The 14,682-nt window shown below is 35.6% G+C and carries 18 protein-coding genes and 1 pseudogene; 4 read left to right on the top strand and 15 right to left on the bottom strand.

The features are described from left to right. The first annotated feature begins 21 nt into the window (after window positions 1–21). On the top strand, window positions 22–792 hold the full coding sequence (locus tag ACQ86H_RS27025; RefSeq protein ID WP_025143311.1) for a succinate dehydrogenase/fumarate reductase iron-sulfur subunit: 771 nt from the start codon (window positions 22–24) through the stop codon (window positions 790–792). A gap of 684 nt (window positions 793–1,476) precedes the next feature. Here ACQ86H_RS27025 and ACQ86H_RS27020 read toward each other — a convergent pair. The 9 genes and pseudogenes from ACQ86H_RS27020 to ACQ86H_RS26980 form a co-directional block, all read right to left on the bottom strand. Beyond that, window positions 1,477–2,118 carry a TonB-dependent receptor plug domain-containing protein gene (locus tag ACQ86H_RS27020; protein WP_431293091.1) on the bottom strand — a complete coding sequence of 214 codons (642 nt, stop codon included), beginning with the start codon at window positions 2,116–2,118 and terminating at the stop codon, window positions 1,477–1,479. A gap of 11 nt (window positions 2,119–2,129) precedes the next feature. After that, on the bottom strand, window positions 2,130–3,368 hold the full coding sequence (locus tag ACQ86H_RS27015) for a TonB family protein (RefSeq protein ID WP_431293090.1): 1,239 nt from the start codon (window positions 3,366–3,368) through the stop codon (window positions 2,130–2,132). 5 nt (window positions 3,369–3,373) lie between these two features. After that, a complete protein-coding gene (locus ACQ86H_RS27010) occupies window positions 3,374–3,691 on the bottom strand; it encodes a M56 family metallopeptidase (protein WP_431293089.1) in 318 nt (105 codons plus the stop codon). Window positions 3,692–3,707: 16 nt separating this feature from the next. Further along, window positions 3,708–4,091, bottom strand: a complete 384-nt coding sequence (locus ACQ86H_RS27005; protein WP_431293088.1) for a hypothetical protein — start codon at window positions 4,089–4,091, stop codon at window positions 3,708–3,710. 23 nt (window positions 4,092–4,114) lie between these two features. Beyond that, window positions 4,115–4,491 (bottom strand): annotated as a pseudogene (locus tag ACQ86H_RS27000) (BlaI/MecI/CopY family transcriptional regulator). Between the two features lie 210 nt (window positions 4,492–4,701). Beyond that, a complete protein-coding gene (locus ACQ86H_RS26995) occupies window positions 4,702–5,343 on the bottom strand; it encodes a response regulator transcription factor (RefSeq protein WP_138819585.1) in 642 nt (213 codons plus the stop codon). Between the two features lie 2 nt (window positions 5,344–5,345). Continuing rightward, window positions 5,346–5,786: a sensor histidine kinase gene (locus tag ACQ86H_RS26990; protein ID WP_431293087.1), complete on the bottom strand. Its 441-nt coding sequence runs from the start codon at window positions 5,784–5,786 to the stop codon at window positions 5,346–5,348. Window positions 5,787–5,981: 195 nt separating this feature from the next. Then, on the bottom strand, window positions 5,982–6,797 hold the full coding sequence (locus ACQ86H_RS26985; RefSeq protein ID WP_431293086.1) for a hypothetical protein: 816 nt from the start codon (window positions 6,795–6,797) through the stop codon (window positions 5,982–5,984). A 4-nt stretch (window positions 6,798–6,801) separates the two neighbouring features. After that, window positions 6,802–7,257 (bottom strand): hypothetical protein, encoded by a 456-nt coding sequence (locus ACQ86H_RS26980; protein ID WP_138819587.1) that lies wholly within the window; start codon window positions 7,255–7,257, stop codon window positions 6,802–6,804. A 501-nt stretch (window positions 7,258–7,758) separates the two neighbouring features. Between ACQ86H_RS26980 and ACQ86H_RS26975 the strand changes: the two genes are divergently transcribed. After that, window positions 7,759–7,989, top strand: coding sequence for a response regulator transcription factor (locus tag ACQ86H_RS26975; RefSeq protein ID WP_138819588.1), 231 nt, complete (start codon window positions 7,759–7,761; stop codon window positions 7,987–7,989). Between the two features lie 145 nt (window positions 7,990–8,134). Here the strand turns inward: ACQ86H_RS26975 and ACQ86H_RS26970 are convergent, their stop codons facing one another. The 3 genes from ACQ86H_RS26970 to ACQ86H_RS26960 are packed head-to-tail and all read right to left on the bottom strand — an operon-like array spanning window position 8,135 to window position 10,018. Continuing rightward, the gene (locus ACQ86H_RS26970; protein WP_431293085.1) at window positions 8,135–8,932 is read right to left on the bottom strand and encodes an ABC transporter permease; all 798 of its coding nucleotides are present in this window, start codon (window positions 8,930–8,932) and stop codon (window positions 8,135–8,137) included. Window position 8,933: 1 nt separating this feature from the next. After that, window positions 8,934–9,842: an ABC transporter ATP-binding protein gene (locus tag ACQ86H_RS26965; protein WP_138819590.1), complete on the bottom strand. Its 909-nt coding sequence runs from the start codon at window positions 9,840–9,842 to the stop codon at window positions 8,934–8,936. Window positions 9,843–9,847: 5 nt separating this feature from the next. Continuing rightward, complete coding sequence (locus tag ACQ86H_RS26960; RefSeq protein ID WP_168202544.1) at window positions 9,848–10,018, bottom strand: hypothetical protein; 171 nt, start codon at window positions 10,016–10,018, stop codon at window positions 9,848–9,850. A gap of 347 nt (window positions 10,019–10,365) precedes the next feature. Between ACQ86H_RS26960 and ACQ86H_RS26955 the strand changes: the two genes are divergently transcribed. Both ACQ86H_RS26955 and ACQ86H_RS26950 read left to right on the top strand, forming a co-directional pair. Continuing rightward, window positions 10,366–11,391, top strand: coding sequence for a sensor histidine kinase (locus ACQ86H_RS26955; protein WP_246862689.1), 1,026 nt, complete (start codon window positions 10,366–10,368; stop codon window positions 11,389–11,391). A 55-nt stretch (window positions 11,392–11,446) separates the two neighbouring features. Next, window positions 11,447–12,196, top strand: coding sequence for a LytR/AlgR family response regulator transcription factor (locus ACQ86H_RS26950; protein WP_138819591.1), 750 nt, complete (start codon window positions 11,447–11,449; stop codon window positions 12,194–12,196). 199 nt (window positions 12,197–12,395) lie between these two features. Here the strand turns inward: ACQ86H_RS26950 and ACQ86H_RS26945 are convergent, their stop codons facing one another. The 3 genes from ACQ86H_RS26945 to ACQ86H_RS26935 form a co-directional block, all read right to left on the bottom strand. Then, window positions 12,396–13,154 (bottom strand): lysophospholipid acyltransferase family protein, encoded by a 759-nt coding sequence (locus ACQ86H_RS26945; RefSeq protein ID WP_138819592.1) that lies wholly within the window; start codon window positions 13,152–13,154, stop codon window positions 12,396–12,398. 36 nt (window positions 13,155–13,190) lie between these two features. Further along, complete coding sequence (locus ACQ86H_RS26940; RefSeq protein ID WP_431293084.1) at window positions 13,191–13,517, bottom strand: transposase; 327 nt, start codon at window positions 13,515–13,517, stop codon at window positions 13,191–13,193. 547 nt (window positions 13,518–14,064) lie between these two features. Beyond that, entirely contained in the window at window positions 14,065–14,619 is a 555-nt protein-coding gene (locus ACQ86H_RS26935) for an NUDIX domain-containing protein (protein ID WP_431293083.1), read from the bottom strand. Window positions 14,620–14,682: the final 63 nt, after the last annotated feature.

The raw sequence follows: 14,682 nt of genomic DNA, 5'->3' as shown, positions 1-14,682 counted from the left end.
AAATCTCAAATCTGAGATACAATGAGTACAGGAAATATGAACTTAACGCTAAAAGTTTGGCGTCAAAAAAATAACAAAACCAAAGGTGCTTTGGTAGATTATAAATTGGCCGATATTTCACCGGATATGTCTTTCTTAGAGATGTTCGATGTATTAAACGAACAATTAATTAACAAAGGTGAAGAGCCGGTTGTATTTGATCACGATTGCCGTGAGGGTATCTGCGGAATGTGTTCGATGTTCATTAACGGCCGTCCGCACGGACCAAAAGACCTGGTGACTACCTGCCAGTTGCACATGCGTTCTTTCAAAGATGGCGATACTATCGTTGTTGAGCCCTGGAGAGCAGCGGCTTTTCCGGTAGTAAAAGATTTAACTGTAGATCGTTCTGCATTTGACAGGGTTATTGCTGCTGGTGGCTTTATTTCGGTAAACACAGGTAATGCGCAAGATGCGAACAACCTGCCAATTCCTAAAATGCAGGCAGATGCTGCTTTCGAAGCTGCAGCTTGTATTGGTTGTGGTGCTTGTGTGGCAACTTGTAAAAATGCTTCAGCAATGTTATTCGTATCAGCTAAGATCTCTCAGTTGGCATTGTTACCTCAAGGTCAGCCAGAGCGTTACCGTAGGGTGCAGAGCATGGTTGCGCAAATGGATGCTGAAGGTTTTGGTAACTGTACCAATACTGGTGCTTGCGAAGCCGAGTGCCCTAAAGGAATTTCTTTAGAGAACATCGCTCGTATGAACCGCGATTTCGCTTCGGCAAAATTCGTTTCAGAAGAAACGGTTTAAAAATATACTGTGTACCTGGTTTAATCGCCGGGTTCTTAAGCCTCCATATTATGGGGGCTTTTTATTTTACCAATTCGTGGCTATCACAGTATTAAAATGTTCCTTATCTTATTAGTTTAAAATATGCCAATGAATATTGCTAGTAGTTTATCAGCAAATTGCTGATTAAAACTATACATATTTAACATTTCCCTGTTGTTATGAAAACATTCGAAACTTCAGGTTTGGAAACCGAAAGTGTGTACAATAAAATCACCTCGAAACAAAAGTTTGCGAAAGTGGTAATAATCCTATGTTTGCATATTAAATTTTTGCGTATTTGGAAATTTTATTTTGTAATATTTGCATATACATTAAAATTTTTATAAATTTAGTCTTCCGAGACAGGAGAGAAAACATAAAACCCCGGCAATTTTGCTGGGGTTTTGTGTTTGGGGAGGTTTGACAAATTTAAAACTTTGCCCTGAATTTTATTTTTCCTGGCCGCTTCAGGGTATTAATCTCATGGCTAATAAACAGTATAGAATTTTTCAATTCCACCCGGATATGCTGGTTGCTTTTGAACGGAGACAAAATCATAAACTTTGCTGGAACTGTTTTGCACCTTTGCTAAATTAAACAGATGGCGATGCCCGTCAGAGCTAAAAAGATTAGCTGTCCCATTGTCGTTTGTTAAAATGTTGATTATTTAGTTTTCTTAGGAGTTCCTTTTGGTTTTTTAGTAGTAATAATTACCACTCCATTTTTGCCCTTATTACCATGTAAAGTTACAGCAGACGGATCCTTTAGCACTTCTATTGATTCAATAGATTTCTGATCCAGGTTTTTTATTTCTGAAACTTCCTTCCCATCAACAACATATAGCGGTTTTGCCTTCGGGTCAAAATCTCTGTTCAATAAGTATCTTACTTCTCTGGGTGTATCTATATTCTGTATTAATGGGCGTAAGCTAAATCCGGATACTTTTCCTTTTAAATTAGATTCATCAATTTTTACTGGAGTCGTTTTAAGTTCATGATTATTACTCAGAGAACCATTTTTGGTTTTAACTTCTATTACACCTGCAAAACCATCAGCACCATACCGCGCTGTTGCTAAACTATCTTTTAAAATGCTTACAGCTTCAATATTATTGGGATCAACATCGCTAAGTGATGCAGTACCCCTTATGTACTGTTTGTTGCCATCTATTACAATTAAAGGTTCAGTGGCTAATGTCGATGCTCCACGGAGCGCAATTTTAGGCGTTCTGGTACTATCTGTCTTTTGAGCAAAACCGGCTAAACTAATGCCCATCAGCATGCTAAATATGATTACGTTTTTCATATTGAATTTGATTAGAATTTTCTTCTGAGCTCGAAAAAATTAGTGTTCTTATCTATCGAAAGCTCATTTGAGTTAAGTGGCCTGAAAATATTGCTTTTTGCACCTTTGCTGGTAACTAAAATTACACCACCCCTGGCTTTTGGCCCATATAGATTCATTGCAGTTTGATCTTTCAACACTTCTACTGATTCGATGCTGTTTGGGTTTATTGTATTCAACTGGCTGTTGTCTGATAATTTAACGCCATCTACAATGATTAGCGCGTCAAGATTTGTATCCTCCCTTAATCTGATCCGGTCGCCGGGAATGCTACTTGTTTTAGTCTCTTTTGTAGGTATAGGGTCGCTGAGTTTGAAATTCACGTTAATATTGTATTTAACTCTTACAGCTAAACCATTCTGGATGCCTGGGTTCCACTTTGGCGATTCTTTTATAACTCTCATTGCTTCTTCGTCGGTACCACTGCCTAAACCCCTTGTAATTTGAACATCTGTTAATGAACCATCCTTTTCAACTACAAAACTGAGGAAAACTCTACCCTGAACATTATTGTCCTGAGCCTCCTTTGGATACTTAATGCGGCCACCCAGGTAATTATAAAACTTGGTTATACCGCCTGGAAATTCTGGTTGTTTCTCGATCGAAACGAAGTCATATATTTTGTCAGTATTTTCAGCTTTAATGTTGCTGATTCCAGATTCAGTAGTTTTAGGAAAATCAGATATGATATTAATCTTGTTCAGGTTTACATATTCACCCGATTTAGGTAACAACTTATTTTTAAAACCTTTTGAAGATTCTGGAATTCTAAAACTTACGGTTAAAGCATATTTGCCATCAGCTACAGTTTTAAACCCTTTATAAGATAATATTGCTTTCATTACTTCTTCGTCACAGCCAGCACCTAGTTCTACATTTGATGTAACATTGGTGACCCTTCCGCCTTTTAAATTAAACCTTATCTGGGTATTTCCCTGAATCTGATTGCTATTGGCTGTCGTTGGATATTTGATATTTTGGCCTAGAAACTTATAAAATCCTTTCCAGTTTAGATCTGTTTTGCCATCAACCGAAATTTTAGGCGCTATACTTACCTTCTCGGGGGCTGTAACCATGTTTTCAACCAGTTCAATCGGCTTATCCATCGGGATTTGATCGGTAATGGACAACAATTTCTCATTTTTACGAACAGTAGCAGATGAAAATACAATGAGAAGGGCAAATAGCGGAATAAAGATTCCATACTTCACAATCGCTATCTTTTTAGATCGTTCCTTATGAAGCATGAAAATTCTTTTTTGATCAATGATTTTTTTAAGAAACCATTTGTTAAAGCATTTGGTGAAATCCCAAACGACTTACTTAATAACAGCATGGCATATTCAGCTTTATCACCTTGAAATTCGGCGGCAAGTTCATCAGCTAAAAATTCGTGGATATTTTTAATGGCTTTCTTGTAAAGATAAATCACCGGGTTTAACCAGGTAATAATCCCTATAATTTCGAAAAATATAATATCTACGCTGTGCCATTGTTTGATATGTGCTTCTTCATGAATATCAATTACATCCATTTGTGGCAATTCCTGGTCAATTACTTTTTTGCCAAAAAGAGAAAGCTGTGCCAGCCTTATTTATAGTAATGAGTTTTTTAACTGTTAATAAATTAAATACCAATCTACCTAAGAAGAACAAAGTCCCTGCGCAATAAATATAAACGAATGCATTTGCCCAGTTAAAACCAGTATTACGTTCTGTTACAATTGTTGCTTGTGCTAATACAGCTTCCCAATTAACTGAAGTATAGACCTTTTGCGCCGCTTTCTGTTCCGTAAGCCATTCTAAACGGATAAATGGTATACATAGGGATAAAACGCCTGCAGACACTAAATAAATACGGTTTAAAGTGAAATAGGTCTCCTTATCTAACAGTAATTTGTAAAAGCCGAAAAAAACAATTAAGTATAAGTTCACCTGTAATAGGTAGTGGGCAAAACTCATTTTGGCTTGTGTTTAATTTTGTTAATCATTTTTAAAATTTCATCAACATCACTTAAGTCCAGTTTTTCTTCTTTAACGAAGAAAGAAAACATACTCTCCACCGAATTTTCGAAGTAATTGCCTAACAGTTTTTCTGTTGCATGGCGCTTGTACTCTTCTCTGCTGATTAAAGGATAATACTGATGAGCCTTACCGAAGGCTTCGTGACCAATAAAGCCTTTGGTTTCTAAAATTCTAATAATGGTTGATACGGTATTGTACGCCGGTTTAGGAGGGGGAGCTGATCAATAACCTCTTTAACGAATGCCTTCTCCAATTGCCATAAAACCTGCATAATCTGCTCTTCGGCTTTGGTTAAATCTTTAATTTCCATAATAGTTAATAATAATAAGGATGATAGCAAATTGCTTTGCCTTAACTAAAGTTAAAACTAATTAGTTAGTTATCCAAATTTTATTTAATAATTATTTGAAAAATAAATGCAGTACGAGTTTTCTTCTACTTAAGGAATTTTATTTGCGAAAAAATTGTAAAATTTTATCATTTATTTAATTGTTAATCAGATATTTATGTGATTTTTAGGCTAGATGATAATCAGGTTGTTTTTGATGCCATATACCACTAATCCGGTGCGCGACTTAATATTTAGTTTGGCAAAAAGAGATTCTCTATAGTTGTCAACTGTGCGGGGGCTAACATTCATGAGGTCAGCAATTTCCTTATAGGTAAGCTCAGTACTGCAATGTTGCAGAAACGTAAGCTCTCTTTCAGAAAATGTTGGTTTAATACTATTGTCTTTTAAAGCCACCAAAAGCCTGCCCGATACAAGCTCATTTACATAGAACCCTTTGTCTACAGTTACTTTAATGGCCGTTAATAAATCAGATGGTGTAGATTCTTTCAGCATATAACCTCCGGCACCAGCTTTGAGCATTCCAATTATTGCTTTTTCATCTTCAAGCATGCTTAGTGCAAGTATATGAATATTAGGATGGTTGGCTTTAACCCATTTGGTGGCAGCAAAACCATCCATTACTGGCATGTTAATATCCATTAAAATAAGCTGAACTTCAGGGTGCTGATTAATTTTAGTTTGAAGATCGATTCCGTTAATGGCTTCGAACATGACTTCTATATCTTCAAATTCTGCTAATAAACTAGCTAGTCCGGAGCGGAAAAGGGTGTGATCATCAACAATTGCAATAGAGATACTTTGGTTCTGCATAATTAGGGGTAGGGGATTTCAATTGAAATAGATGTGCCTTCGCCAGGAGCCGAATTTAGTGCTAATTTTCCATTGATCATCTCAATTCTTTTATAAATAGAATTAAGCCCCATTCCCGATTTTTTAGTTTTAACGATATCCGGGTCAAAGCCTATACCATTCTCGGCCACCCTTAAATGTAAAGTATTATGCTCAAGATAAGAATCGATCTGTATACGTTCTGCCTGAGCATGTTTTATAATATTATTGATGATTTCCTGCAATAAACGAAGAATGATCAGGTCCTTATCAGGAGATGTGATCCTCAGATCTACCAATTGGTTATTAACTTTTAGTTCATACGTTCCTGCCTTATTAAGCCAGTTAATTTCCTGATCTATCGCATGGCCAATACCATTTTCTACCAGTTGCTCTCCATGTAAAAGCTTGGCCAGCTCCCTCAATTCTTTAATGGATTTATTAACAAGTGTTAATGAATTATCAATTTTTTTATGGCTTTTTCCTTATCGTTTAAATTTACAGAGTTTAAGGTGAGTGTGGTAAGACTGAGCAACTGGCCAACATTATCATGTAATTCTGTAGCTATACTTTGCATCGTTTGATCTTGTACTTCAACCCTGGCTTGAAGCATTTCAGACTCAAATTTTTGCTGCATATTCTGCTTTTCCAGAAAATGGTTCTTTTTGTGCCGGTTGTATAATCGGATATAAAGTAGTAGAAATATTGGCATCAAAAGAAAAACAAATGATGCCAGTATTATTAGGGACATGTTTTCCGTTGACGAGCTCTGCATATAAATGAATAGGCCCAAAAGCCATATAAAAAAGATTTAGTGTTGTATAGATTATTACCCGGGTGTTATATTTTCCTAAGAATTTTTGCTGAATAATATCATCAAAAAAATTGGCAAGTGTACTTCCAAAATAGAATATTAATGTTCCGCCGACCCACCAAAATGCAGGGTGAAACTTTAAATCAATATAATTTTCGTCTTTGAGCAACAAATAAAAATATAATAGGCCATAGATTACAAAAACCACAGAAGCTATACTTATTGTAAAAGCATTGTAAATGTTTATACCATACATAAGAGTAAATATTGTATATATTATGATTGTTGCTACATACGCTGCAGTTAACCAGTACTTTATATTTGCGTATTGTTTTATAAAAGTAAAAAAGCCATAAGTGATGAAAGAAACCTCAAATATTGTATAAATATTGTAAACACATAAATTCGTATGATAGGTTATAGCAAAATACCTTCCAACTATTTCGGTCAACATTACTATGGCCATATAGCATATCGTTATTAGCCAAAATGTTGATTTGTCCTTGGCTAAAAAGTATATTGCACAAATAAGGCACAGCAGTTCTGCATATGAACTGCTGGTTGGGAGAATAAATTTTAAGCTATTTAATATATCAAAATGCGTGGCGGTTTTCGCTGTCATCTATTTAATCATACATTAATGGGCTTTTGTCATCACAAACTTGCGGACATAGTGAGGATCTGTTATAAGGATCAGTAGGTGCCGGAACAGGTCCTCCATAGATATCGTCATTATCTATAAAATAATCTACTCGGGGCTTGCCATCAATTATTTTGGTTACCACAAGAAGTAATGTGTTCATTTCAGCATAATTAGCAGGGATTTTATCACCATATTCAAGTTTGTTGATCTGATCAATGATATCATCAGTATACCTTCCAAAATATATTCTAACGCCATCCCCTCCAAATTCTTCTAATTTTTTTGTTAATGAAGTAATTTGTTCTGCAGGAAACCAGGCTGCTTCGGTAAAAGTACCTTTTTCTGCGTTTTGGCTTTTGCGGAAAGCTGCCGTCATTTGGCTGGCAATACCTACAGGTATTGTATTTGTTGTACTGTTTTTAGCGTCTTTTTCGAACATTATTTGATTGATAAATTAAGAAACTAAATTATGCATTTTTGTTTATTTGGCGCTAAACAATTGATTTAAGTCTATATAATTAGTAAAGTCTTAACTTATAAAAATTACATTGATAAAAAAATAGTTCGCAAAGCTGAGAACTCTTTTTTTAAAAATAGAGATACCGGAATTCTTATCGGGTGAATACATACAGCCTAGTGCCTAAATAATCATTTTAAGGAATTTGAAAGTGAAAATGTCCTTATCATATTTTGACATACATAATTGAATTTAACAATCCAAAATACCGTAAAAATACCCTCCAATTTAGGGTGTTTTGCATTAACATCAAATTGCGCCCTACCACTATTTTTGGTATGCAATTACAACTAAATATTTTGCGATTGTAAAATAAATACTGTCTATCCCATGAAAACAAACATTTTGGACTTATGTCAAAATAAGTCTGTTTTTTAATAAAGCTTTGATTATTAGTAACATTCACCACTAAATTCTCTCAAAATGATAAATAATATCCTATTGCAGGAAAATCATAGTTCGATTAGCGAAAGGGAAGTTGAAATTGTACACCTGTTATCAATGGGCTACAATAGTAAAGAAATTGGGTCAATGCTTTTTATTAGCGAGCACACGGTTAATACCCACCGAAGAAATATGGTAAGAAAGCTCGATCTTAAAAATTCTTATCAATTAATTGTCTGGGCATTCAAAGAAAAAATATTATCTCTATAAGAGTAAAAGATACATATAACCTCTCAGTCTAAACAACAAAGCCTGCTATTTGATACTAAAGTCAAATTAGCAGGCTTTTCTTTGTAGGTATGTTTTATTTGTGTAATTAATTTATTCTTGAATTCTGTTGGTGATTTAAGGGAGATTACTTTATGCTCTTTTTGGTTACGATAAAATAACCAATGATGAAAAGAACCGAAGCATAAATCAAACTTGTCCATATTTCTTGCGTAAAAACAGGGAAAGCTAACGGATCAGCACCTTTTTTTACTTTCGTTATTCTTAAAGCCAGCGTTGGCAAAGAATAGGGAATAAGGTAAGCGTATTTCCAGCCTACGTTTGCCGTAATAATGCCCATGATGGTGCCAACAAAGCCAATGCCCATGGGTTTAAGGAAATCGCTCCATAATAAACTTAATATAAACTGCAGGGATAAAATGCCTAGAGAAGCTAAAAATAATTTAACGTAGGAGTTAATCAGAATATTTAGTGGGTTATATTGATTAAAATTAAACTTAGGAACCAATATCTGTAATAAATGGCCAAAGGCATAGGTAAGTGTAGCAAATAAGAGCAGGCAGATGAATATTAACAATATAGCATACAGGTATTTTGCAGTATAAATTGAAAATTTATTTAAGGGTTGGGCAAATAACATTTTCCAGGTGTCGTTCTTGTGTTCGATGTTATTGACCGAAAAGGCCATAAATATGACATTGAAGGGCATTATTAAGAATCCCATTACACCGAGTGCTGCGCCACTGTAATGTGCCCATAAGAGCATTGCAGGATAATGGTTGGCGATGATTTTCTCCGCGTCTGAATAAAAACCAAAACTGATTAACCCGCAAATAATAACGGGTAACAATATAGCTGCCCAAAAGGCCAGGGTTTTTCTGGATTTGTAGAATTCTGATACTAATGAAATATAAAGAGCGTGCATATTAATTGGTTTTAGTAATATCCAGGAATAAATTTTCGAGATCTTTTCGTTGCTGATAAAGACTGCTCACCGTAAAACCATTTTGGATCAGTAATGTATTTAGTTCTCCACTTTTTTGCGAAGAAGCAAATGGTATAGTAATTATCTTATCGGTTTTTGATACGATTTCATATCCCTGTTTTACTAATAAGGCGCTTGCATTTTCAATATTGTCAACCTGGATTTCGAGCATGGGTTTGCTCAATAAATGAAGTTCTCCAATCGTACCCTGAAATAATAATTGGCCTTTATTTATAATGCCAACATGGGTTGCTGTTCTTTCTATTTCTGCCAATAAGTGGCTTGAAACCAATATTGTTTTTTGGTGTTTTGTGGCTAAATCGATCATAAGGTTCCGAATCTCGATAATCCCATTTGGATCTAAGCCATTGGTAGGCTCATCCAATAGAAGTAATTCCGGATCTGAAATTAGTGCCTGCGCAATGCCAAGCCTTTGTTTCATGCCTAACGAATATTTGTTGGCTTTTTTATTTGCTGCTTCTGCCAGGCCCACAAGCGACAGCATTTCATCAGCTTTTGATTTTTTAATGCCTAACAAGATACAACGGTTAACCAGATTTTCTTTTCCTGTTAAGTGACCATAAATGGCTGGTTGTTCTACTAAAGCACCTATGCGTTTAAGAATCGCTATACGATTATTGTTTATTTCCTTGCCAAATATAAAAACCTGATCGGATGGCGACTTCAGCAGGTTCAGCAGGATTTTTATAGTGGTTGTTTTGCCAGCCCCATTCGGGCCTAAAAAACCATATATGCTCCCTTTCGGGACTTGTAAGGATAAATCTTTTACTATGGCCTGGTTGCCGAAGTTAAAGTTTAGACCTACGGTTTCGATAGCGTAATTACCCATTATTCCTATTTGAAAATGGCAGTTGCCTGTTTCACAACAGAACCAGATGGTTTTGTTGTTTTTACAGCTATTTCTGCATCATTCTGATTGGTGTTAACGGTAAGCGTTAAAATAATCATCATAAATACAGGTAATAATAAAAGTAAAAATGGCGATGTGTTTGCTAACTTTTTCATGATCGATAGTTTTATTTGAGAGGTTGAGAAAAGACCATCAGTAATTACTGTTTGATTTTTTAAGTTGATTACTGATGATGTTTTCATTTTGTTTTCGTTTTGATGATTCAAAGAAACTCAAGAAAAATAACCTGCTAAAATCTATTATACCAAGTGTTCAAGATTCTAGATCAACAGACATTTTTGGCGTTTGTCGATAAAATTTGCCTATTGGGCCGTTGGTAGAAAAAAAGCCCGTTGGTAGATTGTGTAAGTAAATCGATAAAACTTTATTTATTTTGGATGCATGAAAAAAGCGGTTCTAAAATATATATGGGCAGCTGTTATTTCTGGTAAAACAATTTGTAATGAAAGAAGGTAAGGGAGCTTTAATATTGCACAGTATTTTCTGGGCAACTATATTAATAGGTGCAGTTGTTATCGTGATAACAACTGGCTCTGGAATAACGCTGAAGCGGGAGTTCATCTCATTTGGTGTATTTGGAATCCTAAATGTTTCACTTTTCTACATCAACTACATTTTTTTAATTCCTGAACTCATTAAGAGAAGAAAAAAGTATTGGCTTTATGTTTTTGCTTTTTTTCTGATGATTGCAGTTTTTGCCTTAATTAAGACAGTTGTTGCAGTTTTATATCCATCAGATATGATGATGGTGAGAGGTGGAAAGGCAGAATATAATGTGAATGAATATTTTGCAGGTAAAGCTTTTGTTGGCGGCTTTTTTATGATCAGTAGCTGTATTATCAAGTTTACTATTGATTGGTTTGGAAGCGAAAGGATTCAGCGTAATTTAGAAAGTGAGCGTCGCGAAATGGAACTTCAGTTTTTAAAATCGCAGTTAAACCCTCATTTTCTTTTTAATTCGCTTAACAATATCTATTCGCTGGCTTATCAGAAATCAGATAAAACAGCCGATGCCATTATGAAGCTCTCAGAAATTATGCGCTACATGATTTACGAAAGCAACACGCCAACCGTAGCGTTAAGTAAGGAGGTAGATTATTTAACCAGTTATATCGAACTGCAAAAAATTAGGTTTAAAGATGGGGCCTATATAGAGCTTACCTTAAACGGCGAAATTGATAATCAAAAAATTGTTCCTCTAATGTTGATTTCGTTTGTAGAAAATGCATTTAAGCATGGCGTAGTAACTGATCCTGCAGAACCAGTTAAAATCAATATCATTGCCAATCAGAAAATTTTGCATTTTAGTGTAGTGAATAAAAAGAACCAGCAGAATAAAGATGCACAGGGAGGAGTTGGTTTAACCAATGTAGAACGGCGGTTACAATTGGTTTATCCTGATAGATATAAATTAAATGTTGTAAATTCGGCTACTCATTATACCTGTGAACTGATGATTGACATATAATCCGATAACTAACCATAAACCGGATAATAAATCATTAATTAAATAATAACCTAAAATGAACTTAAACTGTATTGTTGTTGATGATGAGCCTCTAGCGCTTGATATTTTACAGGATTATATATCTAAAGTACCTTTTTTAACTATGGTTAAAAGATGCGAAAACCCTATTGAAGCTTTGCAGATTGTTCAGGGCGGAGGGATTGATCTTGTGTTTTTAGATATTCAGATGCCTGAGTTAACCGGAATCCAGTTTTTAAAAATTGCCGGCAATAAATGCCACTACATATTAACTACCGCTTACCCGCAGTACGCTTTAGAAAGTTACGACCTGAATGTTTCTGATTACCTGTTAAAGCCAATTGCATTCGACCGTTTTTATAAAGCGGTAGAAAAAGTTCACAATCAGGTAAAGCCGGTTGAAACGCCTGCCAGTGTGGCCCAGCCGATTATTACGCCAGCACCATTTTCAGGTGCACCAAACCCGGTTCAGGATTATATTTTTGTAAAAACGGAACATAAGATTCAAAAAATCTATCTGCACGATATTTTATTCATAGAAGGCTTAAAAGATTACATTTCGATATTTACAAAGGACGAACGTGTAATTACGCTTCAGAGCATGAAGAAGATGGAAGAAGCTTTGCCTCAAAGTCAGTTTATCCGGGTGCATAAATCTTATATTGTGGCGGTTGATAAGATTGAAAGTATTGAGCGTAGCCGCATTACCATTAACCAAAAAATTATCCCGGTTGGAGATACTTACCGCGATGAATTTTTCAGGGTGATTGGGAACAAAAATATTTAGAGCGATTGGCTTTAGGCGTCTAGCGCTTAACCGGTTAACCACTGTGTTGCGACGAATTTCACAGAAACAACGAATATTTTACGAGAATCTGTTTAGATAGATCTCTCCATTTCGCTGCGCTATAGTCGAGATGACGACCGTTCTATGGAATTCTATCTATGGTAGCGGAGTCGAAGAATACTTAAGGTGATTAATAAAATTACAAACTAGCAGGCTGCGGCATCGGCTGACCTAGAACTTTCCTGATCTCGTTTTCTACTTCCAAAGTAATATCATTTGCAGTTTTTGCGCCAGGTTCTATTGGCTTTAAAACCGTCCATTTTAAGGCATTTCCTGTGGTTAACGGAAACATACCAAAGCGGACAATTTTCCACGAATTTTCTATGGCCACCGGAACCACTAAAGCATTAGGTACAACTTTTAATATGGTAGCAATACCGCCAAATTGGAAAGTTTTTAACTGACCATCTTTTGCCCGGGTTCCCTCCGGGAAAATAACAGTACTCCAGTTATTCTCTTTCATTCTGCGGCCAAGCTTGATGATTTCAGAGATGGCCTGTTTGTTGTCTTTCCTGTTGATGTTTGCACCGCCACCTAAACGCAGGTTAATGGATATTGACGGAATGCCTTTGGTAAGCTCAATTTTAGAGATGAATTTTGCACTGTGTTTTCTTAAAAACCAAATTAACGAAGGGATATCGTACATGCTCTGGTGGTTCGCGGCAAATATAATTGGTCTATCTGTTGGTAAATCGTATTCATTTTTAAAACTGATTGAATTGAATAAAAAGACCTGGCAGTAGGTTAGGAAAAAGTTAAGGATATCTACCGAAACTTTATGCGCTTTATAGCCAAAAAGCTTAAAACAAAGCCATTGTATAGGGTGGAATATACAAAGGGTTAAACCAAAGAAAATATAAAAAACAGGGCTTAAAATATAGCCGAAAAGCTTGCTCATCTGGTTGATTTAATAGAGGGCAAAGATAATAATAAATTATTCTGGTTCTTTGAAGATGTATCTTTCTTCGTATTCAATCTCAAACGTTTTTAAGAAACGGGTGTACTCCTGTAAAAAGTTCTCCTTTTTATGGTGCTGTTCCTGATTTTGAATGTATTGGATGACCTGTTGAATATGGCTTTTCGAATATGAAAATGCACCATAACCTTCTTGCCAGGCAAATTTTGTTTTACAAAATCGCTGGTCATTAATCCATTTAGAACTTTCTGTCTTTACATTTTGAATCAGGCTAGAAATAGACTGATGTGGCCGCATACCAATAAAAATGTGAATATGATCGGGCATACAATTAGTCTGTATCATTTTATGGTTATTTGCCTGAAATATTCCTGTGAGATATTTTAATAGCCTTTATTTCCATTCCAGATGAATTAATGAAGCACGAAATTTAACTGCAAAAACAAACTGAATGTGTAATTGGGTATAGGTATTTGGCATAGCCTTCTAAATTTAAATCATAATCAAACGTTCCTACGGAACGAAAATTGCCGTCTGCAATTTCTACCGAGGAAATGTCCATACTGGACATTATTAATTTTAGGATGATTTAATATTTAGGGATTGCACTAGCAATTTAAAACAAATGGCTCTATAGGACAAGTGCTGATGCAATATTTTTAGGTGTTAGGAGAATTTTTATAAGAACCCACTGTTAAAAAAAATAATAAGCCGACATCCCTCTGTGACACCATTAGTTTTTTGGGTGATTAATATTTAGGGTTTGTTTCAGCAATTTAATATAAATAATTTTAATATTTAATCAATGCAATGTCCCATCGGGACATATGCCCGGTAGAAAAAGTATATAATATTTTTATGTTCCGTTAGGAACATTTGGTGGTTCCCCCGGTTACAATTCGCCATTCATTATCATCAGTTTGGCTTTTAAGATTGCGGCTACGCTCATCGAATCAGTAATTTCTCCATTTTGTACCATTTGATAAGCGTCATTAAAGGACAATTTTTTTACCACAAGTTGTTCCGTTTCTTCTGGCATAGCGATACCTTGAATTAAACCAGTAGCAACATAGATTATGCTCAGTTCATCGCTCACAGAATTGGATAAGTGCATTCTTTGTATCTCTTTCCAGTTTCTGGCACTCATACCCGTTTCTTCCAGTAATTCTCTTCTTGCACTTTCTAATGGCGCTTCATGGAATGGTCCTCCGCCTTCGGGAATTTCCCAGCTGTAGGCATTTAGGGCGTACCGATATTGGCCAACCAGCCAGGTATTGTATTTTTCATCCAAAGGAAGAATTCCGATGGCCAAATTCTTAAAATGAACGGTACCATAAATTCCTTGCCCACCAGATGGATTAATGACCTGGTGTTCGGTTAAACGAATCCAGTTATTATCGTATTTTACCTCACTTTCCAGCGTTTTCCAGGGGTTAGTTTCTTCCATGGTGCAAGATAATAACTTACTATGGTTTTTAAGGAAGGAGAAAATGTAGAACAAAAAAAGGTG

The organism is Pedobacter sp. P26 (genome assembly GCF_050632135.1).
GTDB lineage: Bacteria > Bacteroidota > Bacteroidia > Sphingobacteriales > Sphingobacteriaceae > Pedobacter.
Note: the sequence above shows the minus strand (reverse complement) of the source record. Positions and strands in the feature narration are given on the sequence as shown.

Excerpts from the sequence above, each read along its gene's own strand:
- ACQ86H_RS27025 (WP_025143311.1), top strand. The coding sequence starts at position 22 with ATGAGTACAGGAAATATGAACTTAACGCTAAAAGTTTGGCGTCAAAAA.
- ACQ86H_RS27020 (WP_431293091.1), bottom strand. The coding sequence starts at position 2,118 with ATGAAAAACGTAATCATATTTAGCATGCTGATGGGCATTAGTTTAGCC.
- ACQ86H_RS27010 (WP_431293089.1), bottom strand. The coding sequence starts at position 3,691 with ATGGATGTAATTGATATTCATGAAGAAGCACATATCAAACAATGGCAC.
- ACQ86H_RS26995 (WP_138819585.1), bottom strand. The coding sequence starts at position 5,343 with ATGCAGAACCAAAGTATCTCTATTGCAATTGTTGATGATCACACCCTT.
- ACQ86H_RS26985 (WP_431293086.1), bottom strand. The coding sequence starts at position 6,797 with ATGACAGCGAAAACCGCCACGCATTTTGATATATTAAATAGCTTAAAA.
- ACQ86H_RS26980 (WP_138819587.1), bottom strand. The coding sequence starts at position 7,257 with ATGTTCGAAAAAGACGCTAAAAACAGTACAACAAATACAATACCTGTA.
- ACQ86H_RS26975 (WP_138819588.1), top strand. The coding sequence starts at position 7,759 with ATGATAAATAATATCCTATTGCAGGAAAATCATAGTTCGATTAGCGAA.
- ACQ86H_RS26970 (WP_431293085.1), bottom strand. The coding sequence starts at position 8,932 with ATGCACGCTCTTTATATTTCATTAGTATCAGAATTCTACAAATCCAGA.
- ACQ86H_RS26965 (WP_138819590.1), bottom strand. The coding sequence starts at position 9,842 with ATGGGTAATTACGCTATCGAAACCGTAGGTCTAAACTTTAACTTCGGC.
- ACQ86H_RS26960 (WP_168202544.1), bottom strand. The coding sequence starts at position 10,018 with ATGAAAAAGTTAGCAAACACATCGCCATTTTTACTTTTATTATTACCT.
- ACQ86H_RS26955 (WP_246862689.1), top strand. The coding sequence starts at position 10,366 with ATGAAAGAAGGTAAGGGAGCTTTAATATTGCACAGTATTTTCTGGGCA.
- ACQ86H_RS26950 (WP_138819591.1), top strand. The coding sequence starts at position 11,447 with ATGAACTTAAACTGTATTGTTGTTGATGATGAGCCTCTAGCGCTTGAT.
- ACQ86H_RS26945 (WP_138819592.1), bottom strand. The coding sequence starts at position 13,154 with ATGAGCAAGCTTTTCGGCTATATTTTAAGCCCTGTTTTTTATATTTTC.
- ACQ86H_RS26940 (WP_431293084.1), bottom strand. The coding sequence starts at position 13,517 with ATGATACAGACTAATTGTATGCCCGATCATATTCACATTTTTATTGGT.
- ACQ86H_RS26935 (WP_431293083.1), bottom strand. The coding sequence starts at position 14,619 with ATGGAAGAAACTAACCCCTGGAAAACGCTGGAAAGTGAGGTAAAATAC.